The organism is Thermotalea metallivorans (assembly GCF_001562415.1).
Taxonomy (GTDB): Bacteria; Bacillota; Clostridia; order Peptostreptococcales; family Thermotaleaceae; genus Thermotalea; species Thermotalea metallivorans.
Window position 1 is genome coordinate 34,586 of the sequence record NZ_LOEE01000027.1, and the last position, 26,138, is coordinate 60,723.

General features: G+C 40.9%; 20 protein-coding genes. 2 read left to right on the top strand and 18 right to left on the bottom strand.

The window, feature by feature from the left end:
- Positions 1-7 precede the first annotated feature (7 nt).
- Positions 8-1,870 carry a ferrous iron transport protein B gene (gene feoB, locus AN619_RS04800; RefSeq protein ID WP_068555346.1) on the top strand — a complete coding sequence of 621 codons (1,863 nt, stop codon included), beginning with the start codon at positions 8-10 and terminating at the stop codon, positions 1,868-1,870.
- Between the two features lie 29 nt (positions 1,871-1,899).
- Here feoB and AN619_RS04805 read toward each other — a convergent pair whose 3' ends face one another.
- The 4 genes from AN619_RS04805 to AN619_RS04820 all read right to left on the bottom strand — a co-directional run bounded on the left by AN619_RS04805 (position 1,900) and on the right by AN619_RS04820 (position 5,845).
- Complete coding sequence (locus AN619_RS04805; RefSeq protein ID WP_068555462.1) at positions 1,900-2,475, bottom strand: GNAT family N-acetyltransferase; 576 nt, start codon at positions 2,473-2,475, stop codon at positions 1,900-1,902.
- A 289-nt stretch (positions 2,476-2,764) separates the two neighbouring features.
- Positions 2,765-4,150: an aldehyde dehydrogenase gene (locus tag AN619_RS04810; RefSeq protein ID WP_068555347.1), complete on the bottom strand. Its 1,386-nt coding sequence runs from the start codon at positions 4,148-4,150 to the stop codon at positions 2,765-2,767.
- 30 nt (positions 4,151-4,180) lie between these two features.
- Positions 4,181-4,726: an RNA 2',3'-cyclic phosphodiesterase gene (gene thpR, locus AN619_RS04815; RefSeq protein WP_068555348.1), complete on the bottom strand. Its 546-nt coding sequence runs from the start codon at positions 4,724-4,726 to the stop codon at positions 4,181-4,183.
- Between the two features lie 225 nt (positions 4,727-4,951).
- Positions 4,952-5,845, bottom strand: a complete 894-nt coding sequence (locus tag AN619_RS04820; protein WP_068555349.1) for an MBL fold metallo-hydrolase — start codon at positions 5,843-5,845, stop codon at positions 4,952-4,954.
- Positions 5,846-6,194: 349 nt separating this feature from the next.
- On the opposite strand from AN619_RS04820, the gene AN619_RS04825 reads away from it, so the two are divergent.
- On the top strand, positions 6,195-7,895 hold the full coding sequence (locus AN619_RS04825) for an ABC-ATPase domain-containing protein (RefSeq protein ID WP_068555350.1): 1,701 nt from the start codon (positions 6,195-6,197) through the stop codon (positions 7,893-7,895).
- A 97-nt stretch (positions 7,896-7,992) separates the two neighbouring features.
- Here the strand turns inward: AN619_RS04825 and AN619_RS04830 are convergent, their stop codons facing one another.
- From AN619_RS04830 to AN619_RS04895, 14 genes are all read right to left on the bottom strand, one after another.
- Complete coding sequence (locus AN619_RS04830; protein ID WP_157064913.1) at positions 7,993-9,366, bottom strand: hypothetical protein; 1,374 nt, start codon at positions 9,364-9,366, stop codon at positions 7,993-7,995.
- 249 nt (positions 9,367-9,615) lie between these two features.
- Positions 9,616-11,160 carry an HAL/PAL/TAL family ammonia-lyase gene (locus AN619_RS04835; RefSeq protein ID WP_198153242.1) on the bottom strand — a complete coding sequence of 515 codons (1,545 nt, stop codon included), beginning with the start codon at positions 11,158-11,160 and terminating at the stop codon, positions 9,616-9,618.
- A 26-nt stretch (positions 11,161-11,186) separates the two neighbouring features.
- Positions 11,187-13,451 carry a xanthine dehydrogenase family protein molybdopterin-binding subunit gene (locus AN619_RS04840; protein ID WP_068555352.1) on the bottom strand — a complete coding sequence of 755 codons (2,265 nt, stop codon included), beginning with the start codon at positions 13,449-13,451 and terminating at the stop codon, positions 11,187-11,189.
- The gene (locus AN619_RS04845; protein ID WP_068555353.1) at positions 13,451-14,335 is read right to left on the bottom strand and encodes an FAD binding domain-containing protein; all 885 of its coding nucleotides are present in this window, start codon (positions 14,333-14,335) and stop codon (positions 13,451-13,453) included. Before AN619_RS04845 ends, AN619_RS04840 begins: the two co-directional genes overlap by 1 nt.
- Positions 14,336-14,360: 25 nt before the next feature.
- Positions 14,361-14,819: a (2Fe-2S)-binding protein gene (locus AN619_RS04850; protein WP_068555354.1), complete on the bottom strand. Its 459-nt coding sequence runs from the start codon at positions 14,817-14,819 to the stop codon at positions 14,361-14,363.
- A gap of 146 nt (positions 14,820-14,965) precedes the next feature.
- On the bottom strand, positions 14,966-16,558 hold the full coding sequence (locus tag AN619_RS04855; RefSeq protein ID WP_068555355.1) for a BCCT family transporter: 1,593 nt from the start codon (positions 16,556-16,558) through the stop codon (positions 14,966-14,968).
- 432 nt (positions 16,559-16,990) lie between these two features.
- On the bottom strand, positions 16,991-20,059 hold the full coding sequence (locus tag AN619_RS04860) for an AAA family ATPase (RefSeq protein ID WP_068555356.1): 3,069 nt from the start codon (positions 20,057-20,059) through the stop codon (positions 16,991-16,993).
- Between the two features lie 351 nt (positions 20,060-20,410).
- On the bottom strand, positions 20,411-21,022 hold the full coding sequence (locus AN619_RS04865) for a hypothetical protein (protein ID WP_068555357.1): 612 nt from the start codon (positions 21,020-21,022) through the stop codon (positions 20,411-20,413).
- A 160-nt stretch (positions 21,023-21,182) separates the two neighbouring features.
- Positions 21,183-21,566 (bottom strand): hypothetical protein, encoded by a 384-nt coding sequence (locus tag AN619_RS04870; RefSeq protein WP_068555358.1) that lies wholly within the window; start codon positions 21,564-21,566, stop codon positions 21,183-21,185.
- 262 nt (positions 21,567-21,828) lie between these two features.
- Entirely contained in the window at positions 21,829-22,107 is a 279-nt protein-coding gene (locus AN619_RS04875; protein WP_068555359.1) for a hypothetical protein, read from the bottom strand.
- 576 nt (positions 22,108-22,683) lie between these two features.
- Entirely contained in the window at positions 22,684-23,328 is a 645-nt protein-coding gene (locus AN619_RS04880; RefSeq protein WP_157064914.1) for a hypothetical protein, read from the bottom strand.
- 170 nt (positions 23,329-23,498) lie between these two features.
- A complete protein-coding gene (locus AN619_RS04885; protein ID WP_068555361.1) occupies positions 23,499-23,882 on the bottom strand; it encodes a hypothetical protein in 384 nt (127 codons plus the stop codon).
- A 453-nt stretch (positions 23,883-24,335) separates the two neighbouring features.
- Complete coding sequence (locus tag AN619_RS04890; RefSeq protein WP_068555362.1) at positions 24,336-24,884, bottom strand: hypothetical protein; 549 nt, start codon at positions 24,882-24,884, stop codon at positions 24,336-24,338.
- Positions 24,885-24,932: 48 nt separating this feature from the next.
- Entirely contained in the window at positions 24,933-25,934 is a 1,002-nt protein-coding gene (locus AN619_RS04895) for a hypothetical protein (protein WP_068555363.1), read from the bottom strand.
- Between the last annotated feature and the right edge of the window lie 204 nt (positions 25,935-26,138).

The window sequence follows — 26,138 nt, forward strand, 5'->3', positions numbered from 1 at the left end:
TTTTGTAATGGAGTGTTGTCATAATCCGGCTTGCAGCATAGAGATTCCTGAAGGTGCCAGAAAAATCGTTCTCGCCGGAAACCCAAACGTAGGGAAATCAGTCTTTTTTAATGCTTTCACAGGCATGTATGTAGATGTTTCCAATTTTCCAGGAACTACCGTTGACATCAGTATAGGCAAATATCAAAATGACGTGGTGATGGATACGCCGGGTGTTTATGGAGTTTCATCCTTCAATGATGAAGAAAGAGTTGCCCGTGACGTTATCCTCTTTGCTGACGTCATTTTGAATGTGGTGGATGCCGTTCATCTGGAAAGGGATCTATTTTTGACACAGCAAATTATCGATATGGGCATTCCTATGGTGGTCGCCCTGAATATGATGGATGAAGTAAAAAGAAACGGATTAAAAATCGATGTTGACAAGCTTTCCAAGGAATTAGGGGTGGAAGTCATTCCAACGACGGCTATTAAAAAAGAGGGCATCGAGGAGATCAAGGCTGCCCTCCAAAGAGCCAGAGTCGGCAACCCCATTCCCGAAGTCAAAGCACTGATGGATACGGTGATCGATAAGGTGGATACAGCGTCAGAAGCCCTGCTCGTAGTAGAGGAAGATGAAAATGTTTTAGAAAGACACGGACTGGAAAATGTCTACGGCAAACGGGAAGAAATTTATAAGCTTCGAAGAAATCGCATCGATCAAATCATCAGCGCCGTAGTATCGGAAACCAATCGAGGAGCATCCTTTAAGACGAAGCTGGGCAGGTGGATGCTGAAACCCCTGACAGGTATCCCTATTTTATTTGTGGCATTGTACTTAACTTATCAGGCCATCGGTGTATTCGTTGCCCAGACGGTCGTAGGCGTCACGGAAGAAATCATTATGGGCCAATACTATTATGATTTTATCATGGGTATTATGACAAAGCTTGTTGAGGAAACTTCTTTTATCGGCCAGTTGCTGATCGGAGAGTTTGGCGTATTGACCATGGCCCCCATTTATCTGTTGGGGTTATTGCTGCCATTGGTTGTAGGATTTTACTTTATTTTGTCTATTATGGAAGACTCAGGATATCTGCCAAGGATTGCAGCTTTAGTAGATCGCCTGCTTACGGGCTTAGGGTTGAACGGTCGTGCCATCATCCCTATGATCCTTGGCTTCGGCTGTGTGACCATGGCAACCATCACCACAAGACTGCTGGGTTCTAAGCGGGAAAGATTTATTGCCACCATGCTTTTGGGTTTAGCCATTCCTTGTTCAGCCCAATTGGGTGTCATCGTGGGATTAATTGCGCCCCTAGGCGGCAAAATGGTTTTATTGTACTGCCTGACGATTTTTACGGTCTTTGTAGTCACAGGAACAGTATTAAACAAAATTATGCCGGGTGAATCCACCGATCTGCTGATCGACCTTCCCCCGCTAAGAGTGCCGGTTCCATCCAATGTATTTAGAAAAACTTACATCAAATCGAAAATGTTTATTGCTGAAGCGGGTCCGCTGTTTGTACTGGGTGCAGTCGTCGTAACAGTACTCCAGTATACGGGTGCCTTGGAAGTCATCATGAATGCCTTCTCTCCGATTACGGAAGGATTTTTAAAACTTCCTAAGGAAACTACACAAACCTTTATTATGGGAATCATCCGTCGCGATTTCGGTGCTGCCGGCTTGAACGATCTGGTTTCCCAAGGTATGCTGAATGCGCTCCAAACAGTGATTGCCTTAGTGGTCATTACGCTGTTTGTACCTTGCATCGCAGCCATCATGGTTATTTTCAAAGAAAGAAGCTGGCAGGAATCCGCCCTGATCTGGATCGGAAGCTTTATTATCTCCTTTGTTACAGGCGGTATTCTTGCACAAATCATCCTATAAAAACAAATGGGCCTAAGGGGCATTTCCCCTTAGGCTTTTTGTTTTTTCTTTTCTACCAAATCCTTTATGTAGATAGATTTATACTCATGGGCCAAAATATCCATGTAAATTTCATCATATTTTGCTCCGGCTATTTGCTTTGCTTCTCTCAGCCTCCCTGCTTCCTTCAGGCCGGCCTTTTGGTAGCAGCGAATTGCCGGTGTATTGTAAGCGTATACCTTCAGATAGATATTATGCATATTCAAGATATTAAATCCAAAATCCAGCAGCAGCTGTATGGCTTCCACACCGTAGCCCTTTCCCCAATACTCCTTATTTCCGATCAGTAGACCCAGCTCTGCCACACGATTTACATAATCTATCTTCACAAAACCTATATTGCCGATCAGTTCATCTTTGGCCAGATCAACAATAGCAAAATTAAATTCTGTTTTAGACAATCTCTCCAATATTTCTTTTTCCTCAGCAGGTGTAATCAAACTGGCTGAAAAAATCATCCCTGCCGCCACTTCCATGTCATTCACCCATTGGGTATATTTTTCAAAATCATCCACCCGAATTGGCGACAAATAGCATTTTTTCCCTACCATTTTCTTAAAATACATCCCATATTCCCCCTTGAAAATTTTATTTTGAAAAATCATAGAGTTTCAACAACCCCATGATTTTTCAACATTTCCCATACGGATATAGAAATATCCCTAACCATTTTCACGAAGGCCGTCCCCATGATGTATCTCCATATTCTCCAGTCCATTCCATCTATTTGTCTTTTTCATGAATCAACGACCTCCCCTCAGAAAAATTTTTTTGTAGTTTCAATGTACTTCAAATTGGAAAACCTGTCAACACATTTTTTGTTTCTGCTATCGGAGCCTATCAGCCCCTTCCTCCCTACTTCATCCATTTTTTCAGCAGTTTCATTTTGTCTTTATAGGGTGGAAATGCCAGTGGTATACTGAATTTCGTCGTTCTTTTCATCACACTCTTTTTATGAGAAAATGTATCAAAACTACTTTTCCCGTGGTAAGCACCCATCCCCGATGGACCTACGCCACCAAAGGGTATGTATGGTGATGCCACATGGGATAGGGTATCATTGATGCAGCCGCCTCCAAAAGATACCCTGCGGATTATTTCCTTCTGGACGGTTTTGTTTTCAGAGAACACATATAAAGCCAAGGGTTTCGGCCTCCCGTTGATCCTATGAATTACTTGATCCAAATCTTCATATTCTAGGACAGGCAGCAGGGGCCCAAATATTTCATCGGCCATGATAGGATCATCCCAAGTCACATTGTCCATCACCGTAGGCGCTATATACAAATCTTCCAAATCATAGGCCCCACCGTATATAATCTTTTCTCGGTCCATAAGACCTATCAGACGCTCCATATGCTTGTTGCTAACAATCCTGCAATAATCTTGGCTTTGTGCAGGGTCGTCTCCATAGAATTTTTTGATAGCTTCTATCAATTTGGGGATAAAGATCTTCTTGATTTCCCTATGAACTATCAGATAATCAGGAGCTACACAGGTCTGGCCGGCATTTAAAAATTTTCCCCAGGCAATTCTCTTGGCTGCCACGGCAATATGGGCTTCCTTATCCACAATACAAGGACTCTTCCCCCCTAGTTCCAAAGTCACAGGCACCAGATTTTTCGCTGCTGCCTCCATCACAATCTTTCCTACGGGAACGCTTCCGGTAAAAAAAATATAATCGAATGCTCCATGGATGAGGGCTGCAGTCATCTCCTTCTCTCCGCTGACCATACGGATATACCTCTCGTCAAAACATTCCTTTATCATGCTTTCCATGACCTGGGCAACATGGGGTGTATATTCCGAAGGTTTCAAAACTGCACAGTTTCCCGCAGCGATGGCGCCAATCAACGGCTCTATCAACAATTGAAAAGGATAATTCCATGGGGCAATAATCAGTACAGTCCCATAGGGTTCAGGATAGATATAACTTTGGGCACCCAAATGTATAATGGGCGTCGCCACCCTCTTTACCTTGGCCCATGACTTGAAATGCTTTAAGGTATAACCAATACTGTCCAGCACATATCCCACCTCCGTGGCATATGCTTCAAAGGCAGGCTTCCGAAGATCCTTGTACAGAGCATCCAGCAGCCTCGACTCATAAGCTTGGATGGCCCTTTTTAATTTTTTTAGCTGCTCCATACGAAAAGACAAATCTTTCGTTTTCCCTGTATCAAAATATGTTTTGTGCTCTTTCAATATTTCTTTTACAAATCCGACGTAATCCTTTTCCACAGGACACCCCTCCTTGCCAATGCAGTTCTTTCACTTCAATTTTTTTCTATAGATCGGGACATAGTGTAAAACCCCATGGATTCTGGTACTTTCCATGAGGGAGATGCTTTCCACCCGGATGGACTTTCCCTCAATGACGATTTCCTTCGATACTTCTTGAAAATCTTTGTTTAAAATAATTTCTCTGCCTAGGGTAATATGGGGCCTGAACTCCCTTTCCTCCCGGAGAAAACCTTCCCTTTCCAGATTTGCCTCCAGTTTTTCGAACAATTCCTTGAGATCCCTATGCCCTTCGCTGATTCCAATCCAGATAATTTTCTTGCGATTTCTGGGAAATTCCCCGAGAGCCCCCAGCTTCACCCCAAAGCTTTCTACAGCTTCTGCCGTTCCATTGATGGCAGCCTTGATTCTGTGGATTTCCTCCCGGTTTGCCTCTCCAATAAACCGTAATGTTAAATGAAAGTTTTCCCTTCCGGTAAAGTTTCCCCTAGCACTGTTTTTCTTCACATCAGCCTGCCGTTGGGCCAGATATTTCTTCATCTCATCGTCAAACTCAATGGCAATAAATACACGCATGCCGTCACACTCCTAAGTTTTTTCAATCTATATGTAAAATTATTCTATTTTTAATCAAATTCTGATCTTGTATTAAAAAAATACAGAAGATATCCACCATCCCGCCATCATTAATATTGTGACAATATTCGTTGTCATTGTAGGATTGCCCGCAGCCCTTGTCACCCACTACAAAATCAAAATTCAAAAAGTAGATTAGGGAAGAACGCAGAGATTACAATGACCTTATACCATAGTCCAGTAAACTTGATTATTCTCCACTTGTGCCCTGATCTTCTGCATATCTGCCAGAGCACCGATATGGGCCACAATGGTTGTATGGAGCAAATAATATTGTCCCAAACTGCTGACCTGTACGCCATAAGTATCACAAACTGCCTTTACGAGCTGCTCCGTCGTCTTTTTCCATGACAGCTGCTGGAGTATACATTGTTCTATATCATCTAGGACATCCATATGCATTTGTACGACTTCGTCAATCCTCTCCACAGGCTCGCCGTGGGACGGTATATACCACCCATAGGCAGTATCCATGAACCACTGCAGGGTTTCCCTTTGTCTGTTGATGTCCATATGAAAGGGAATCTTATGCTTTTTCAGCACTTCCTCCGATATGAAAGCATCGCCGCAAAACAGGATATTATCTATTTCAATACCGATCTGGTTCATGGAATGTCCCGGCAATGGTATGATCCCTAACTTTATCCCCAAGATATCCAGGGTCGTTTCCCCTTTTGGAATGACATAATCTACCTTTGAGGGCTTGCCCATCAAAAACTTGTTTTGCAGCTCTTTTACCGGATTTGCTCCCGAAAAGAGATAAAAGGGCTCGAAATAGGGATATTGGATGATGGATTCCTCCATGGCCGGCGCATAGACAACAGCCCCTGTTTTTTCTTGAATGTAGGCATTCCCGCCGAAATGATCCGCATGGGAATGGGTGTTGATGATAACCCTGACGGTCAATCCTTCTTTTCCCAAGATATTGACAATCTTCTTTCCCACAGCATCCTCCAGACCCGTATCAATGACCACAGCCTCTTTTCCGCTGACAATACAGCCAATATTAACCACATTCGATATATAATATACCCTGTCGCTGATTTTTTTTAGTTCCATGTTCCTTCCTCCTCCGCATAGGAAACATTAATTGGAAAAATAATAAAGATACTGAAAAAATACCCATATCCTATTTGTACCGCTTTTGTACTCCTTTTGCAAGTACATGATTGAACTCACAGATGGCTTGTGGGCGCAAAGCAAAATTATCGTTTTTATCCTTTCTATTGATTTTTTTCATTAGTATCATTATCCTTAAAATAGAATCACCATGGGAATCATCGGATTGCCAGTCATCAGTTATTGGCCATTCACCCTAATAAGCAAAGGCAGAATATCTTAACAAACCTAACCTTTGCACAAATTTCATTCTAAAGTTGTGAACCTATAAAACACAGGAGGTGCTATCATGGAACAGCTAAAAGCAAAACTGCACCAAATTGATGGCAAAGGCTATAAAGCCTACAAGAGTATCCAAGGCACATACCATGGCCATGGGTATCTTTTACATATTGATTATGTACAACCCGATCCTTTTGCGAATCCTTCCAGGGTTCGATTCGAAATGCCCAAGGCTGTTGCCAAATATAAAGATGAATGGTATCAGACACCATGGCGAAGGACAGCCTTCGAAGATTTCATAGCGCGAGAAGTTGCCCGACGGATCAAGCTGCTGTCGGATGGCATCAAAGGCTCCGGCAAAAGTGGCCTTGTGTTGATTGATGCACCCGGTCAGGAAGTTTTAAAACGCACGGCCGTGAAAGCGGACCAGAAAAGCATAGAAATTCGCCTAAGCGTAGGATTCCCTGCCGAGGGCAGGAAAATTCTAGGCAAAGAAGCCATACAGCTTCTCTATCATGATATCCCCTATTTTATGGAGCAGGCAATTCTTCACCTGAACCCAGAACAGTTAATGGAACATTTGATTTTGGCAGATCAACAGGAAGCCATTCGCCGCTACTTAACCCAAAACAATTACATATGTTTTATTGCCAACGGCTCCGTGCTGCCCCGGGAGAGCGGCATCAGCAACCGCCCCCTGCGGGGAAGTCAGGCGATCCCTTTCCAATCGCCACCCTCTTTGGAAATTGAAATTCCAATCCCCCACAGTCAGCCCATCCGGGGGATGGCCATTCCTCAAGGCATTACCTTGATCGTAGGCGGTGGCTATCACGGCAAAAGCACACTGCTGAAGGCTATTGAACGGGGTATCTATAACCATATTCGAGGGGACGGCCGGGAATACGTCATCACCGACGTTACAGCCTTCAAAATCAGGGCGGAAGACGGCCGCAGGGTAGAAAAGGTGAATATTTCTCCCTTTATTTCCCAACTTCCCTTCAACAAAAATACAGAAATTTTTTCCACTGACAATGCCAGCGGCAGTACATCCCAGGCAGCAAATATCATGGAAGCATTAGAAATAGGAAGCAAGGTGTTGCTCATGGATGAAGACACCAGTGCCACAAACTTTATGATCCGTGACGGGCGTATGCAGGCTTTGGTAGAGAAAGAAAAGGAACCCATTACTCCCTTTATTGATAAAGTCAGACTCCTTTACTCCGATTATCGAGTCTCCACCATCCTCGTCATCGGTGGTTCCGGTGATTATTTCGATGTAGCTGACAGGGTGATTATGATGGATACCTACCGTCCCTTTGATGTGACGGAAAAGGCGAAGGCAATCGCACGGCAATGGAAAAGCGGGCGTCTCCCAGAAGGAGGAAAAAATTTTGGACAGGTTGCAAAACGTGTTATCCAGAAAAAAAGCATGAACCCCTTCAAAGGGAAAAAGGAAAAAATCGATGTCAAAGGACTCCACACCATTCTCTATGGTTCCAGCGCCATTGATTTATCCTTTGTAGAACAGTTGGTCGATCCAAGTCAGACCCGTGCCATCGCCCATATGATGGGATATTTGTCCAAATGTAAGGAATATGATTCATCGACACTGTCTGACATGCTGGAAGGGTTATACCAATTGATTGAAGCCAAAGGATTGGAAGCCATTTCCCCCTACTTCGGACAGCACCCTGGAGATTTGGCCCTGCCCCGGCAACTGGAAGCTGCAGCAGCCATCAACCGCCTCCGTACCCTCCAAGTACGGTGAAACCGGTCTCTGACCAAAATTGCTTATACCGCCGACAAACCTTCGAAACATCCCAAGCTCCCGGTGCCTTTCTTTTTTTGCAACGATATGTTTTTATTTACCTTTTTTTGATATTCCAATAAATCACAAATATGAGAATCAGTACACCTATATTGAAAACAATAAAACCTTTATACGAAGAATTTTCCTGGCCTTTCAGCTTGCCTTCCACCACTGCATCTTTATTTTCCTGCTCCGATGCCCTTTTGATAAAAATATTTTCCCCTATACCATATTTCGCCTTGATTCCGGCAGGCAAATCCTTCAGCTCTTGGGCCGCCCACAGCTCCAGGGCTCCTGGCCGGGATATATTTTTTTTCGCAATTTTGTTCAATAGATGAATATATTGATCCGTATCGCCCATTTTTTTGTACAATTGGCTTAATGGATAAAGATTTCTGTTTTCCAATAGGCCGCTGGTTTTGAAATAGTAGATGGCCCCCTTGTAGTCCCCTCTCTCCATCAGAATCAAACCTCGATAATAATCCAAAAAGTTTGCTGTTTCTAAGGCATAATCAGATACCTGCTTATCCCGATGCTCTTTGTAGCGATTTACCCGTCCCATGGCATCCAAAGCCTGATCATAATTGCCTTTTCTATAGGCTTCGTAGGCCATGCTTCCGTACTTTCTTATGGCATCCATGTCTTTGTTGCCATCGTCCATCCATGGGTCAAACAACAGATATCGCCGCCTCGCCAAGGAGTCCTCATCATAGAGTCGAATATTAAAATTAGGCTCCAGGGCAAAAAATTCCCAGACAAATTTCCTATCCCCGGGCATAATGCGCAGCAGGATATTGGGATTGTCTTGGTATAAGTCATAATCCCTTATCACAAAATCTTGGGGATCTACCTCCCTGTCAAAATGCATTGTAATCTTCCCATATCCAATGGGATTTTTCCAGGTTGAACCCGTCTCTAAAACGTATTCTATCATCTTACCCCCTATGGAATCATAACCGTTTTTTACCCAATAGGTGTTCACCACACGCCGCACCTGTGCCTTTTCAAAGGCCATCTCCCACACATACCAGTTGGCATAATACATTCTTTCTTTATTGTTTCCTTCTTCCTTCAATCCTTTTTTCAAACCGACTTTTACTTCTTTCCCGTCCACATACGTTTTAAAATCATATATTTTTATATCGTCCCCAAAAGCTTCCCGTTCCTCCGATGGCGGCAGGGTGCCGTAGGCGGGAAATCCTGCCATGACCCTCTCCTTCTCCCCTGTGTTTCTAAAAAGAAATTCACAGCGTATAAAAGATTTATCCCCTTTTACTTCTATGTCAACCTGTTCGCTGAGCATTTCCACCTGGGTATCGTAAATGGGATAAACGGTATTGCCCTTTCCTCCCAACACTGCATCATCTGCAGAAACGGATGATGTCATCAGAAAAAATATCAGATACAAAACAATTCCTTTCTTCATCAAAACGGCGCGGAATCCCTCCCCACCATGCAGCGGTAAAGAATGCGCCTTTCCCCCTTTCCCATCACGAAGAAACAACCCCTTTCTTGACACCGGCTTCCTGCAATCTATGAAAGCATGCATGCTTGCCATATTTCTCAAGGGCATATATCCTCTATAAGGGCATTATATCATCTTTTGTTATGGACGGAAACGCAAAAAAATGAGGGAACATAGATCCTTGTCCGTTCCCCTTCCTATGAAATCCTATCATCATGGATGCTGTCCCACGGATGCATCATTGATTGCTGCCATTACTGCTTTTAAAATCTTCCCTGATTTTATAATACTATAGGCTTTTTTAATATCTTCCGAAAGATTTCTATCCTGATCTAAGAAAGGAATTTCTTCCCGAATTGCTTCATAGGCAATCCTTGTTCCTTTTCCCAAACGGGTAGCCCTTCGCAAATCAATTGCCTGGGCTGCATGCATAGCCTCTATCCCCAAGATATACCTTAAGTTGTCTACAATTCTTGCCGTCTTCTTTACCACATAGGGAGAGTTGTTGGCATGGTCTTCAATTTCCCCTGCCAAAGAAAAGTAGTCGGCCGTAGCCGGATTAGATAAATGCCGGATTTCCGTATCCAAGGATGTAAATGTTTTTTGAATGGTGGCATAGGCAAGTACCCTACCGTCAGCCGGTGTCAAAAACCTTGACAATCCTGTAAATTTCGGTGTTCCCAATTTAATAATCCGATAACAAGTATTTCGGGAAAGATGGCTTAATGCGAGTCCTAACATCTCAAATCCCAAAACCCAAGGAGTAGGTTCATAATTCGCACAAGAAATAATTCGATTTTCACTCATGATCAGACAAGGATTATCATCGGATGAATTCAACTGAATCAGCAAGTATTTTTTCACATATTCCAATGCATCCCGAACGGCTCCGTGAATTTGACAAGACCCCCTCAAACTCAAAGGATCCTGCAGGGACTCTGTCACTCCAGGTAGCCACAGGTAGCTCCCCTCCAAACATCTCCTTACCCTATCGGCACTACGGGCCTGCCCGGGAAAGGGCCTTACCCTGTAGACCCCTTCATCCAAAGGCGTTACATTGCCTCGAAATCCTTCCAAAGTCAAAGCATAGAGGATATCCGCCGTATCAATTAAATCTTCCGTATCTTTCAATACAAGGGCTCCTGCTCCAGCCGACAAAGCATTGGAACTTACAATCGCCAAACCATCCTTCGGTCCCAGTACAACCGGTTTCAATCCCGCTTTTTCCAGGGCATCTGCCGCAGGCATCCTTACCCCGTTATAATGTACTTCCCCTTCTCCAATCATGGCCAAGCCGATATGGGATAAACAGGTAATATCTCCTTCTCCCACAGAGCCCCTTTCGGGCATCACCGGATGAATACCGTAGTTCAGCATATCTCGATACATGGTTACAACATCAGGCTGAATTCCTGTACAGCCTACCAATAGAGTATTTAGCCTTGCCAGCATCGTTGCCCGTACATCTTCTTCGCTGGCTTCCGGTTCTACCCCAAGACAATGGGAAAGAATCAGATTCCGGTTATATTCCTGATAATACTTGGCCACTACCATTCTATCCTTATTTTCCCCCACACCCCTTGTAAATCCGTAAACAGGGATGTCACTACTGGCCATATCCCACACCATTTGTCTTGCTAATGCTATGCGTTCCATGGCTTCCTTGCTGATCTCTACTTTCATCCTCCTGCGGGAAACTTTTTCCACGTCTTCAATGGTCAGATCCGTGCCGTTCAATAGGATTGTTTCTTGCATCATATCAACACCCCGTTTCTCTTTACTGATCAAAAAATTTCTCTTTCCATCTCCCTATGCTTCTTCTCCTGCAACGCCCCAATAATTTTTTCTGGTGTTACAGGCAAAGAAGTGATATGCACATCCAATGCATGATTGATGGCGTTCACAATTGCCGGAGCAATGGCGCAGGTACTGATTTCACCCACGCTCTTAGCGCCAAAGGGGCCATATTCCTCCCCATTCTCTATCAGCAGCACCTTTACATCAGGCATATCAGGAGCATTGATGATATGGTATTTGCTGAATCGGTCCCCCGTAATCCTGCCCTGGGCATCTACTTTGATTTCCTCCGTAAGGGCAAACCCGATGCCCATTTGAATGGCCCCTTGGATTTGTCCCTCCACAAAGCCTGGATTAATAGCCTTTCCGATATCATGGACTGCCAGTACATCCACCACCCGTACCAATCCCGTATAAGTGTCAATCTCTACTTCCACAAAATTCGCCGCATATACGCCCGGATTGGCCGGTGATGCATAGGTATAGGTTACACTGATATCATCTTGATATCTTGTCTGGATACGAATCACCATTTCCCCATAGGCATATTTGTCATTTTCTTTTGTTCTGCTCCAGACAAAGCCTTCCTCCATGACCACGTCTTGGGGATGACATCCTAGAATCTTTGCAGCATAGGAAACAAACTTTGCCTTCAACAGTTCTGCCGTCTTCATGGCACAGCCGCCGCATACAAAAGTTACGCGACTGGCTTGGGTTCCTGCCACATCAAAGGGACTAACAAGGGTATCTCCTTCCGGTATCATGATTTTGTCCAGCGGCACATCTAGCACTTCAGCAACAATTTGTTTTATCGTCGTAACGGTACCGCAACCCAGATCATGAATACCCGAATTCAAGCATAATCCTCCATCTTCCGTCATACGGAGGGACATGGTAATAAAATCCTGATAAGCACCGTAATACCCATTGCCATGGGTGGCACAAGCCATACCCACTCCCCGGACAAATCTTCCCCCACCCTTTGGCTGGGACCACCGCGCTTTCCAACGAAAGACTTTCATTCCTTGTTCTACACAGTCAATAATCCTAGCATTTCCCAAGGGAGGCCCTCCTGTAGGATCTTTGTCAAAGGGATGCACCAGATTCTTTAATCGCAATTCAGCAGGATCCATTGCTAATCCCCTGGCCACATGGTCCATGTTGATCTCCGATAGAACATGGATCTGTGGTGATCCGTACCCCCTGCATGCACCCCCTATAGGCGAATTGGTATACACTACGTCTGCAATATAGCGCTGATTTATGATTCTATACAGGCGGAAGGCTTTTTTCCCCATGGCTGTAGCAACGGCTTCCCCATTGGTCAAGTAAGCCCCTGTATCCACCAACATATGGATATCTCTAGCCAGGATATTTCCATGTTGATCTACGGCTGTTTTCACCGTACCTAGGGTAGCTGTTCTCGTTCTCGTACCAATGATGCTCTCCCTTCTGTCCATCAACAGTTGGACAGGCGCCCCTGTTGCTTGAGCTAGAAATGCACATACCGGCTCCAGTATGGGCTGCCCCTTTCCGCCAAAGGACCCCCCCATGGGAGCTTTGATCACCCGGATGCGATTCAATGGCATGTTTAACACCTCTGCCACCAGCAAACGCACTTGAAATATCACTTGGCAAGGTGTCCATATGGTAATGTTGCCCCCAGGATCAGGTGCCGCCACACATACATGGGTTTCCATAGCAGCATGGTGAACCTTGGGCGTTTCAATTTTGTCTTCGAATATATAGACTGCCTTTTCCATCATTTCATCCACTTGGCCACACTTTATTTCTTTTCGTGCCATATGATATCCGGGACAATGCAGGGCTTCAACGGGGTCTGTCACCGGCGGCAACTCTTCGTATTCTACTTCAATGAGTTCTACAGCCCGTTCTGCTGTATGCCTGTCTTTGGCCACTACCGCTGCAATGCGGTCTCCCACAAATTTCACATAATCTGTGAATAATCGCTCGTCCTTGAGAACATCCAATCCCACAAACCATTTGTGGGAGTTATACAGCCTATCCGGTGAATTCTTAGTTGTAAATATCTTTACAACACCTTTCAATGCCTCTGCCTTCGAAGTATCTATTTTTTTGATTTTTCCATGGGCTACATCGCTTAACAACAGCTTTGCATGGAGCATCCCCGGCAGCTCCATATCCCCTGCATATTTTATCTTTCCCCTGACTTTTTCCTCGATGTCATGCATCGGTATTGTCTTGCCCACATATTTCAAATTTTCTTTCATCAGGCCCTACCTCCTGTCAGCACATCCTGAAACAATTTGTCAAAAACCTCATCCGCCAGTCCCTTGACAGCCTCCCTTTTATAAGCCCATGAACTCCTGGAGGCTATGGATTCGTCCACCTGTGCTGTCAGTGCATTTTGAAACGCCATGCACAAATCCTTGGATATCGTCCTTCCTACCAAAACTTCTTCTGCCTTCCCAGAACGAAAGGCTTTGGGACCCAATGCACCCAGTACAATTCTCGCTTCTTCTATGGTGGAACCATCTCCCCTGCATTTGACCACTGCCGCCATGTTCAGCTTTGCTATAGTAACCCTGGACCGGCTTCCTATCTTTGCAAAGGCAGTTCTGTATCCTTCATCCAAAACAGGTATCTGTATCTCCACAATCACCTCATCATGGCCTAGGCTGTTTTGCCCTGCTCCCAGGACAATCCCGTCCATATCTTTTTCATAGCTTTCTCCATCGGACTTTAACACCACAACCTTTGCATCCAAAACCATCAAGGCCGGAATAGAATCAGCTCCCGCAAAAGCATTGGCCACATTTCCCCCTATGGTAGCGGCGTTGCGAATTTGGGTAGACCCGATCTGGGATGCTGCCTGAACGACACAGGCGGCATGCTTTTGCATAATTTTATTTCCAACAATTTCTGTAAAGGTTGTATTCCCTCCAATCCGAATAATTCCATTCTCTTTCTTGATATACCTTAACGCCGGAATCCCTTTTAAGTCAATGATGGTTCCCGAGTAAATTCTATTTTTTCTCAACTTGATCATGAAGTCTGTTCCGCCACTGATATAATAGGTATTTTCATCGGCATCTTTCATGCATGCCAACAATTCATCTATGGTACTGGGTGTTTTCACAACCATTGCAGCCATAGGCGGATACCCCCTCCTTTTCCCTTTACTTTTGTGCTGCGGCTTCTTGCACCGCACGAATAATTTTTGTATATCCCGTGCATCTGCAGAGATTTCCTTCTATCGCAATGCGAATTTCCTCCTCGGTGGGGTTAGGATTCTTGATGAGCAACGCTTTGCAAGACATCAGCATGCCCGGTGTACAGTATCCGCATTGTACAGCTCCATGATCAATAAAGGCTTTTTGCAAGCTGTCCAGTTCCCCATCTTTCTCTAAAGCTTCAATGGTAATAATTCTTTTCCCCCTTGCCTGATGGGCCAACACCAAGCATGAATTTACAGCCAAATCATCCATAATCACAGTGCAGGCCCCGCATTCCCCTTCACCGCAGCCTTCCTTCGTTCCTGTTAGTTTTAAATAATCTCTCAATACATCTAAAAGCCTTAAGCGAGGATCTATGTCCAGATGATATTCCACCTCATTTACAATCATATCCAATTCCATGCATCAGACCTCCTCTTGCCATTTCTTTCTTTATTTTCTATCCTATTCTATTACCGTCGCCAAAAAGTCAAAAATGAAGCTATCAGAAAATTTAGAAGAAAAAGTCCATCGATTGAGATGGACTTTCCCGTTTTCCCTTTTCCCCGTTATTCCGCCCCAACTGCAAAATCCTTCTCTACCTCAGCAGTTTCCGGACAGCTGGCTACGTCATATTTTTCTTGTTTGACAATCATATACATCGATGTGAATGCCATGAGCACCATCAAAAACAGTATGGGGAAGCCTGCCACAGTAGATATTTGCTTGGTGGCATCAATGCCGCTGATTTTCCCCCCGGCACAAATCAGATTAATAATTGCCAAGGATGACATGACGATTCCCCAGAATATCTTGATTGCTCCAGGAGGCTCAACCTCTGCCGAATCATAGGCCGTAGTAGAAAGAGAAGAAATGGTGGATGTCATAGAGTCAGCTAGGGTAACAATAGACACATAAATGGCAATAATATAGATGGCACTGGTAAATCCGGATAAGGGAAAATTCTTTAAGAAAGAAAATACAGCCACTTCATTCCCCCCTGCCTGCATGGCCTCAAAAATACCGGCACCGTTCATTTGCAAGTGTATTGCGGCACCACCAAATACGGAAAACCAGATCAGGCCAAAGGTCGCCGGCAAAATTAAATTTACCATCATGAACTGCCGAATGGTGCGGCCTTTAGATATTCTTGCAAAAAACATTCCTGAAAGGGGCGCATAGGCCAACCAAATCGCCCAATAGTAGATAGGCCACCATCTCGGCCATGGAGACCCGTCCACAGGGCTAAGGAAATGTGTTCTTTCAAAGAAATTTTGCAGAAAATGTCCTGTGGCTTGTGTTCCAAAGTTCAGGATGAATCTTGTGGGACCAAAGATAAAGATAAATGCCAGCATCAGCAAGAATAATTTTGCATTGTTGTCTGAAAGCCAGCGGATTCCCCGCTGCAGACCCGTATAACTGGAAATAATATAAGTAGCAACAATGATGGCCACAATGATGATCCATAAACCTTTTCCTGTCTCAATTCCCCATAGGATATTCAATCCGCTGCCAATTTGCATCGTACCAACACCTAAGATAGCAGCCACCCCACCAGCAATGGCAAATAGGCAAATATTATCCACTACAGCTCCTACTGCCCCCTTGATTTTTTTCCCAAACAGCGGATAGAGCATGGAACTCACCTGGAATGGCAGCTTTACATTATACACGGCGTAGGCAATGCCTGCCCCTGCAATGGCATACATGGCATAAGGAATATAAGTCCAATGAATTAACGTTTGGGTCATGGAGAACATTGCTGCTGCTTCGCTACCTGGCTGGATTCCCAGTACTTCCGGTGGAGCATACATATGGGTGAGCGGTTCCACAACTCCCCAGAATAAAATCCCCGTACCAATGCCGGCACAAAGAGAGATGGCAAACCAGTTCCAATAACTCAATTCCGGCTCTGCATCCTTTCCGCCCAACTTAATATCTCCATACTTGGAAAAAGTCAAATACAAACACATGAATAAAAAGATGTTTCCCGAAATCTGGAACAGCCATCCAAAATTCAGGAATGCAAACTCGGCAATCTTATTCTCTGCATGGTAAAAGGCTTCCGGTGCCACAATGCCTGTAACAATTGCCAGAATAAAAATCAGAGACATAGGTATAAAGATCGACATCCGCAGATCTGCCTTTTTTAGTTTTTCCATTGCTTTCCCCCCTATTTTTTTATTTTATGAAACATTCAGAAAGATACGCAAAACAATCATTCCACGGAAAATGGTAGATCCATCTAATCATTTTCAAGGCTTGCCATTTTCTGTTCGCTTGAAAAATTAGGATTTTTCTGAATATTACATATTTGTATATTATTTTAATAGGAAATCGTCAATAAAAAGTCCATAACACGATCTAAAAAATATAGGATCCTTGTGGAGGATCTCAGACTGAAGACACAGTAATACAATATCCTTAAATCCTTGAGATTTAGACTTCGTCACCAATGGCTGATGACTGCTGGCGAATTGCTGGGCTGATAGCTGATGACTGATGGCTGATAGTGAATAGTTGTTAATAGCTTTTACCGGCTAACGGCTAACTGGCAGCTAGGGAAATGATGATTTTCACCGAACAAAAGAAAACTACTGGGAAATATGCATATTTCTTAACGCTTCTAATCTCTTGCTCTCATAACAATTGAGCCTTGTTCCAAGTAAATTGATGGCTTCCGTGCAATATTCCTCTACGGTTTTGCTCAAATATCCTGCAAACACCTTTTTCAATGGAGCGTTTTTTATCATCCGTGCGCTGATTTCCGCCTTTACTCGATCTACCAGCCCCATTTCATAAGGGTTTTTTAATTTTTGGGCATTCTCTTCCGCTTTTATCAGATGCTGCAAAGCTTCCTCATATTTCCCTTCTCGAACCAGCAAGAGAGCCGCATATCCATTGGCCGTAGATCTCCCCCACAAAGCGTCCAGTTGAGAATAAAGATTTAATGCTTTATTGAGATAATATCTGGCTTTGTCATAGTCCTCCATATCAAAGGCAGCCTGACCTCCATTGGTATAAAAGACAGTCAGCCCGCAAATCATATTTTTCTCCTCACAAATAGATATGGCTTTATCATAATAATAGACGGCCTTATGAAATTGACATTGGTGCCGCTTGCTTTCTCCTATAAAATTATAGGAAGCTGCAATATTCAATATATATTTCCCGGGATCATTCAACGTTTTGAAAATGAGTATGGCTTTTTTCAGGAAGGCTTCTGCCTCTTTATATTTTCCTTCCATAATCCGCAACAGACCCTTGAGCCGCAAGAGAATACCTATTTCCCCTTTTTCTCCGCTTTCTTCTGCGATTTTTAAAGCCTCTGAAAGATAAGTTTCCATAGCTTCCGTATTTTGCGTATTGATGCAATAATAAATCATCTGTCGATACCCTTTTAAAACCATAGGAAAATCCCTACAATGCAAGGATAAGTCCATCATCTTCTGTATCAGGGCCAATCCTCGAGTGTACTCCCCTTGGCGAATATAAAATCTCCCCATCATATGAAGGAACGATATTTCCAAAGCCTTGACCATTTCCCTATCTCCAGACTCCTCCTTTACTTCCTGCAACAAAATTTCCAGTTCCTTCAATTTGACAGCCGTTTGTTCCGGTGGCAGGTATAAATACCGTCCTTCTGTCCCATGGGCATCATGCAATACCGGAAATATTTCATGGCTAAAGGCAAGATATTCCTCTAAATTTTTGATGCTGTATTGCAAAGCCGCCAATTTATTGCCCCCATTGGAAAAATGATAGATCAACCTTGAATACAAAAACATATCGGTTTTGTTATTTTCAAGCTTCTTCTCCAAAAACTCTGCAGCCCTGTGATGAAGTATTCTTCTTCTGGCCAGGGACATTTCCCCATAGACGTATTCCCTCAGTTTTTGGTGGGTAAATACAAATCCGATTTCTTCACCTTCTCCCATTTCCCTAAGAAGGCATTTGCGCTGCAGTTCTTCGATAATATCCATCAACTCCAATTCATTCTTCCCGCTTAAATACTGCAAATCTCCAAGGGTGACCTTATCAAAAAATATAGATGCCATATTCAGTATCTTTTGCCCTTCCTGGGAAACATTGAAAAACCTGCTTTTCAGCACATCCTTCATTTTGGAAGACATCCCATGGCAATGGATATTGTGCCGCAGGCTGTTCAAAAACTCTACCAAAAAGAAAATATTGCCTTCCGTTTCCTTATACATCATCTCTTTTAATTCTTCCGTAAGCCGATAAGTGGGCAACAGGGCAGAAGCAAAATCTATGGTCTCCTGTCGATTTAACCGATGCAGCTCGATTTTCTCTATGAGGTCATAGCATCCCATTTCTGCTATAAACCTTTCAGCCTTATCCCCATAGCCCTTTCTGCAGGTAATTATGGCGAGCAAGGAATGATTTCTATCCTCCAATAGGAGATTTCGCAAAAGGGACAAACTCCTATCATCGATCCACTGCAAATCTTCAAAACAAAGAATCAGTTTTTTGCACTGTGCCACCTTCTGCAGTATGTTGAGAATCACTTTTTCTACTACTTGATATTGAAAAATATCTGCTTTTTCCACCGGATTGATATCAGCCATTTTTGCTTCTGTATCAAATATGGGAAATATGTAGTTGACAATGCTCCTCCAGATTTTCGGTATCTCGATATTCTCTTTTTCAATGATCCGGGCAAGTTTTTGAAAGATGCCCTGCCAAGGCTTCAGCCAGTAGTTTTCTTCTGCTTGATAACAGTAGGCATCCAAGACCCACACGCCCTCAAGATTGACAGATTTTAAAAATCTTTCCATGAGCCTGCTCTTGCCGATGCCCGCTTCCCCTAAGATCACCACAGAGCTTGCATTTTCTCCCTGGAGAAATTGATCATGATTTTGATTCAGTTGCTGCAGCTCCCTTTCCCTTCCGTAGAAAAATTCAGTACAACAATTCTCCTTATTTTGCCGCTCTTTTGCCCTTTTCCGTTTTAGCAACGTTTCAAATACCTCAACGGTTTTTAGATCCGGAGAAATGGACAACTCCTTATGCAGCAGCTCCACCAGCCTATGATAGACCTCAACTCCCTTATTGAATTGCCCTCCCTCTCCGTAAATCATCATGAGAGTTCTATAGGCCTCTTCATTGAATTCATCGGCCTGCATCAACAACTTGCAGTAAACTTCCCCCTGTGGGTAATTTTTTGCCTCTATGCATTTTCTTATTTCCCTATGGAGTTTATGGATATAGATATCTCTGTAGCCTTCTCTGCTCTGGAACAGCCATTCCTCAAAATTTTCAGCATCCTTAACCAACAACCCGCAAAGAAATTCTCCCCTATAGGCAGCAATACTTTCCGGTCCTTCCCCATGCAAAAATGTTTCCACATCAATTTCCCATTGTATCTCGTCATTTAATAGAATCACGGCTCTCTGGGGTGAAAGAAAAACATCATCATGAAATACTTTGCGAATCATGTACACGGCATTTCGCAGATTTTTTTTGGCCACATCTTCGTCCACTTCCGCCCATAACAGATTGACCAATTCATCCCTTGTAGCCTGTCTCTTGATAAGAAGATAGTAGAATAGGGCTTCTGCCTTTCGAAAGGGAAACGCTATCTGTTGGCCATTATATAAGATTTTTGGTGTTCCCAGCAACGTTGCCACACCTTTACCCATGGCGGCTTCCTCCCCTTACCCTTGTTCTTTCTCCTTCACCCTCAAATATTTCCATCCCACATTTTCAGATTGGAAATCCGTTTTTTCAGCAGCTCCAATTCCATATTTTCAATTCCCTTAAAAAAATAGATATGCATATAAAAATCCATCTGAATTTTCTAAAATTTTCGATAGACCCTTTCTATTTCTATTATAGCTGATTCTTTTTCCTATTCAAATAAGGGGTGTACACCCATTCAAAAAAAACCTTCTCCGTATTGAAGAAGATCAGCCTGTAGAAAAGACAAATGGATTTTCTCGGAAACCGCCCATAGGCAAACAAAAAATAAAAGCCTAAGGAATCTTAAGCTCTTATCTGGAGATCTGGGCTGTAAATCGCCATTGCCCGTTTTCTTTCTTCAGTTTTAATCGATAGCGGCCTGTCGCCTTTTCATAGATTTCTACTACTTCTACCACTGCTAAATCCTCTTTTTTATATGTAATCTCAGAAAACTGAACATCCTTTAATCGATTTTCCTGGTCCCTGCGATTAATCATTACATTTTTCAACCAGTAGAGGGAATATTCCTCCGGCAGATTTCTTTTATAAATCTCACTGGAGAGAGAATATAAAAGTTTTCCCGCAGCCTGATAAGACAAATTTCCTGCAGCCGTCTGGAAGATAATCCCTTTCCATATCCCTAGGGCTTGATTGATGTCTCTCATATTCTCCCCGTCTATGACAATCGGTGCTGATGTTTGGTTCTCTGCATTCCTACCTTCATTTTCCGTCTCTACTTCTTTTATATCTTTTGTTTCCTTCTGCTCCAGTTCCTGTTGGAGGGTTTCCAACGGTTCTGTTTCTAATTCTGCTGCCACAGTCTTTGCTGTAAGAAAATAACTTGTCAACATTCCCACAGACCCGCCCAGCATGACCATCATAAGGATAATAAAAATACCCGCTATTTCTTTTTTTTCCTTCATGCTCCCACCCTTTGTTGTCATTATAATCATGATAAGATAGATGCATCATCTAACAATACAACAGACATATTTTACCACAATTCTTTATTTTTTGCAGCAAAAATAACAGCACAAAAAATAAAAGCCCATAAAAACAAAGGGCAAAAATAAAACCCAAAAATTATTTTTCTAAATAAAAGAATTCCCAGGAATCATTTATTTTATAGTATTTTTTCAAAATACATTTACCGTTGGCCCGTTCTGTAAGTTGAATTATTTCTTTTTTATCATAGCTAATTAAAAAAAGCGGCGTTCTATCTCCTATTTCATTGTCTGAAGTACGTATTTTAATAAATAAGGGATAGACTTCATCTCGAAAAGATTTATCAAATTCTTTGCTTTCTATTTTAAACAAATTGTGAGCATTTTTTAAATCAAATAAATAGTATTTTTTTACATCTAAATCAAAAAGATTTATTAATCTATCATACATTTCTTTAATATCAAAATCACAATTTTTTGGCTGTGGTGTGCACGGTAGTACACCTATTCTGAAATCATCCATTATAGATTTAGCCTCCCTTCAATCCATTACTTCATAATGTTCATCGTCACCAAGTATCGTACATTTTATCACACGATATTTTAAAAGATCTGTAGGAATGAACTCTTCTAAATGATCAAAAGTGCTTTTTATATCTAAATTTTCAAATGTTAGGATATCAATAAACAATATACTTTCTGATTCCTTTCTTATGGGCCCTATTTAAAATATGAAAGTGTTTGGAAATAGATTGTTTGCTATCATGTAATCATATGCTTTTTTTTTAAAATTCTTTATCTGCTTCAGTACCTTCATAAATTGGCGCAGCTAAATCACTATGCAGGCTCCTAATATTTTCAGCATAGATTCCTATCAACCCCTCTGCCTTTTTTAGATTTTCATATGGCTGGGTTTGTTCATCCAATAGTTCTCGCTTCTCTATTTCCAGATTTGAAGTATCTAAATTGTTATACACTTCCAACCCTTGCATCATTGCATATACGACTACAACAAAAGTCATCACAACAAATATGATTGAGCGTAAAGAAATTTTCTGAAACATGTTTTCGGGCTCCTTATTAATTCATTTTCATAGCTTCATTCCATGTGAACTACCCCCACTTATAGAAGTGGCGGCTTCGTGGTCAATATAGCCAACGCTACAAGTTTACCCACGCTAACCCCGTTGTTCCAACGGTTAGAATAATAACGCCAGTTTCTGTTCTTGGCAAGAACTCACTGCATTAGTCTATGATAACGAAACTTGTGTAGGTCAATGCTTGGTTTTCCCTCGCTACACAAGGGCGAATCGGTTGGATATTTTACGAGTAGAACCATTTCCTCTACTCAACCCCATATATCCAGTTATCAAAGAGCTATCACAGCTATATTTTATCACAACAAGAAAATCTTGCCAATTCATCTCATCACTTATAGAAGTGAGAGACTTCCCGGCATTTAAGTTAAATCTAACAATACGAATAAATTTCATATCAGAAGGCTGGACAGAACCATATAATGCCAATAAGTTTTTATCTTTTCTGTTGCTGGTATGTGCGCATATTTCTATTTCTTTATATTCAATCCCAGATTCTCCACAAGAGAATTACCAAAAAATATTTTTTACTTATGATTTGTTCTATTCTACGTAATTTAAATAAATATCTGGCTTAAAGCCAACTAAATCAAGAACTTTGAATAGTACTGCATTTCTACTTTCACTTGTATCAAAATACCTATTTCCGCTCATTTCTATGATTAGTGTATTCTTGATAGCTTCGATAATTGATTTCACTGTTGGTCGTTTATGGGTAACGCCTTTGGATACTTCAAGTACTTCATTGCGTTCTTCCAAGCTCTGTCTGACTCTATGCTGCAAATAGCACCCAATCAGTAATACAAGCATGAAAACATATCCCAGTCCTTTGATTCGTTTTTCATCTTTGAGATAGACTGCTCCGAGGTAGATAGGATCTTTTAGAAACCTAAAAACTTGTTCAATATTGTTTTGTTGCTTGTATTCTTTGAGTATAGCATCCATGCTGTATTCATTACGATCTAGCAGGGAGGTAACGAGGATAAAGCTTTTCTCATTGCGAAGTAGTTTCTCATGGTATGATGGTTCTATCTGTACCTGCTCTATGATTACTTTGTATTGTGTAATCGTTTGAGCAATAGCATTTTTCTTTGGTCTACCTACTTGACCATAAGATTTTACTTCTTCTTGGGTAACAGAATATTTGCAGATGAAGTTCTCTTTTTCGATATGTTTCACTAAGTCCATACGAGCCTGCAAGGCATCTGCTTCACATGCAAATGCTGTGTCTGTAGAAATCCCTTTTTGGTTTTTATTATTATTTTTGCAAATTATTCTCATGGGAAATCGGGGAGCAAAAATAAAAGCGCAAAAAATAAAAGCCCATAAAAACAAAGGGCAAAAATAAAACCCAAAAATTATTTTTCTAAATAAAAGAATTCCCAGGAATCATTTATTTTATAGTATTTTTTCAAAATACATTTACCGTTGGCCCGTTCTGTAAGTTGAATTATTTCTTTTTTATCATCGCTAATTAAAAAAAGCGGCGTTCTATCTCCTATTTCATTGTCTGAAAAACACATTTCAATGAATAGGGGATAGATTTCATCCCGAAAAGATTTATCAAATTCTTTGCTTTCTATTTTAAACAAATTGTAAATATTTTTTAAATCAAATAAATAGTATTTTTTTACATCTAAATCAAAAAGATTTATTAATCTATTATACATTTCTTTAATATTAAAATCACAATTTTTTGGCTGTGGTGTGCACGGTAGTACACCTATTCTAAAATCATCCATTATAGATTTAGCCTCCCTTCAATATTAAAAAATATATAAAAAGTTCAACGATTGTTAAACTTTGTGATAGATAACACCTCTATTCTATCAAGAGATTATCTGCAGGAAATTTCTTGGTATATCTTTCTGTAAATTGGAAACATAAGTTTTCCTGTATTTCAAATATTCTCCTGTGTATAGCAATTATCCCTACATAGGATAACTATTGCAATAACAGCAGTTACATGACACCTTGAAAATTAAAAATTCAAGCACATTCAAATTCCTATTTTGTTCTAATTTCCCAATTATCGCGGATAAAATTTCTAATGGGACACTTTCAAACATTGTCTCTGTAGCAAATACAAGAGTTTTGCCAGACAATATGGCAGCTCTAAAATAGCATACAGATAGTTCTAATCTCTCATAATAATATTTATAAATAGTGTGATTTTCAATTAACCTATTTAATTTTTACCATACTGTACTTATATTTTCTGTCACATTCCATTCTAATTTTCCAGTGGTAGCGTTAGAGACTGTATGAAGCGATTGTAGCTCATATACATCCCCTTTTACAGGAGACCAATCTTCATTGCTTGTGGATGCTTTTCCGAAAAAACCTGTATATGTAGTAGAAGGTAATCTTCTATTAAGAAAGCCATTTTTCCACAAAACCCCTGATACGCTAATTTTCCATATTTCAGGAAGACCATTAGTATCTAAAACTTCTGTTTCAGCACTTGCCCTAATAAATCCTTGAGAGTATGACTTATACAAGTCATGCCAGTTTATAACAATATCTCCTATTGAAGATATTGCTGCATCTACATCTGAATCTGGAGATAGGTACCCACTTGATGCCTTTTTCATTTCATTTTTATCTGCTGCATCAACATTATAAATTTGAATTACATCATTAGAATCAAAATTATTATTATCTGTAGAAATTGCAATGCTTGCATTAAATGACATTACAAAAATACTTAAGATCATAACACTTGTTATAATTCTTCTTTTCATTTTTTATTGCCCCTTTCCTAAAATTGTTATATTTGAAAATCACACTATTTATTTGTTTTTTATAGCTATTTTTTCTGTATAAAATACATTGTCCCATAGCATCACATTGTTATAATCATCAAAATCTGACTGTTTTGTAAATGGATAATTTACAATATAAAAAGTTATTTCTTTTGCATCCTCCTGAAAGTCAATTTGGGTCGATATAATATTCGATTTGTTTATAGATATACAAAATTCTTCATAGGCATTCCCATTGAAAATAGATACTATTTTATTGTTTTCAATTGCAAATATTAATGCATTAATATGCGTATTTCTATCTATTTGAACACTTTCTTTCAGTCTTTCCTTAACCCTGTAAAAAATAGGTATATTTAATGGTTTTCTAAAAGACTTATCAAATGTTACACCTTTATATATTTTTCTTATATCTGATTCGGATAGCTGTTTTGTATCCTCATGTTCGAGTACAGCCATAATTTTATCTCCAACTGTTATGTCAGAAATTATAGATTTTTTTCCTCCATAATTTTGAATATCTGCCTCGGCATTTAGGTTAACTACAGAAAATCTTTTAATAATATGATATTCACTTACGCTTAGCCGAATGTTTTTATTCTGTTTTGGTGTAAGAATAAGAAAACAGTCGTTTATTTTTGTATTATCTATATTGAAACTTACTAACATTTTAGTAGTTATAACATTTTGAGATTTGGGAATGATAATTTTATGTACCTCTTTGAAATCTGAATTATTTATACTAAATTCTTTTTGCTTAAAATTTGATAAAAGGATTACATCATATACGATGTCTTGGTTAGATTGAGATGCTACTCCAAATGTACACAATACCGTTTTCTCCTCACTAGTATAAATTTCCCCGGATATTTCCCCTATATCATTTATTAACTCTATTCTCACGGCTGATCGTATAACTATTTTATCAACATTATTCATATTAAGAATAAATAATATAATAGTAACTACACATAAACTTACAGTTATAATTAAAATACTTTTTTTACATTTAGACAAACTATAGTGCATTATTACCTCCTTGCAAGATAGCTATCAGAGATTTTTATTTTTTGTACATAATTATACGGTTGTAATCTATATCAAAATTAAAAATTTGTCATTTCTGGTTATTAATGTCAATATAAAATCCATATCCTATTAAATTAATTTGAAAAAATTCTACAAAAAACAACAATTTTTTAATCTTCCTTCACAAAATAATAGACGCAAGAG

Bases quoted from the DNA above. Each gene is read 5' to 3' on its own strand.
- AN619_RS04850 (WP_068555354.1), bottom strand. From the start codon at position 14,819: ATGGAATTGGATATGATTGTAAATGAGGTGGAATATCATCTGGACATA.
- AN619_RS04875 (WP_068555359.1), bottom strand. From the start codon at position 22,107: ATGTTTCAGAAAATTTCTTTACGCTCAATCATATTTGTTGTGATGACT.
- AN619_RS04895 (WP_068555363.1), bottom strand. From the start codon at position 25,934: ATGCACTATAGTTTGTCTAAATGTAAAAAAAGTATTTTAATTATAACT.
- AN619_RS04845 (WP_068555353.1), bottom strand. From the start codon at position 14,335: ATGGCTGCAATGGTTGTGAAAACACCCAGTACCATAGATGAATTGTTG.
- AN619_RS04860 (WP_068555356.1), bottom strand. From the start codon at position 20,059: ATGGGTAAAGGTGTGGCAACGTTGCTGGGAACACCAAAAATCTTATAT.
- AN619_RS04825 (WP_068555350.1), top strand. From the start codon at position 6,195: ATGGAACAGCTAAAAGCAAAACTGCACCAAATTGATGGCAAAGGCTAT.
- AN619_RS04805 (WP_068555462.1), bottom strand. From the start codon at position 2,475: ATGTATTTTAAGAAAATGGTAGGGAAAAAATGCTATTTGTCGCCAATT.
- AN619_RS04880 (WP_157064914.1), bottom strand. From the start codon at position 23,328: ATGGACTTAGTGAAACATATCGAAAAAGAGAACTTCATCTGCAAATAT.
- AN619_RS04855 (WP_068555355.1), bottom strand. From the start codon at position 16,558: ATGGAAAAACTAAAAAAGGCAGATCTGCGGATGTCGATCTTTATACCT.
- AN619_RS04885 (WP_068555361.1), bottom strand. From the start codon at position 23,882: ATGGATGATTTTAGAATAGGTGTACTACCGTGCACACCACAGCCAAAA.
- thpR (WP_068555348.1), bottom strand. From the start codon at position 4,726: ATGCGTGTATTTATTGCCATTGAGTTTGACGATGAGATGAAGAAATAT.
- AN619_RS04820 (WP_068555349.1), bottom strand. From the start codon at position 5,845: ATGGAACTAAAAAAAATCAGCGACAGGGTATATTATATATCGAATGTG.
- feoB (WP_068555346.1), top strand. From the start codon at position 8: ATGGAGTGTTGTCATAATCCGGCTTGCAGCATAGAGATTCCTGAAGGT.
- AN619_RS04835 (WP_198153242.1), bottom strand. From the start codon at position 11,160: ATGATGCAAGAAACAATCCTATTGAACGGCACGGATCTGACCATTGAA.
- AN619_RS04865 (WP_068555357.1), bottom strand. From the start codon at position 21,022: ATGAAGGAAAAAAAAGAAATAGCGGGTATTTTTATTATCCTTATGATG.
- AN619_RS04840 (WP_068555352.1), bottom strand. From the start codon at position 13,451: ATGAAAGAAAATTTGAAATATGTGGGCAAGACAATACCGATGCATGAC.
- AN619_RS04890 (WP_068555362.1), bottom strand. From the start codon at position 24,884: ATGAAAAGAAGAATTATAACAAGTGTTATGATCTTAAGTATTTTTGTA.
- AN619_RS04870 (WP_068555358.1), bottom strand. From the start codon at position 21,566: ATGGATGATTTCAGAATAGGTGTACTACCGTGCACACCACAGCCAAAA.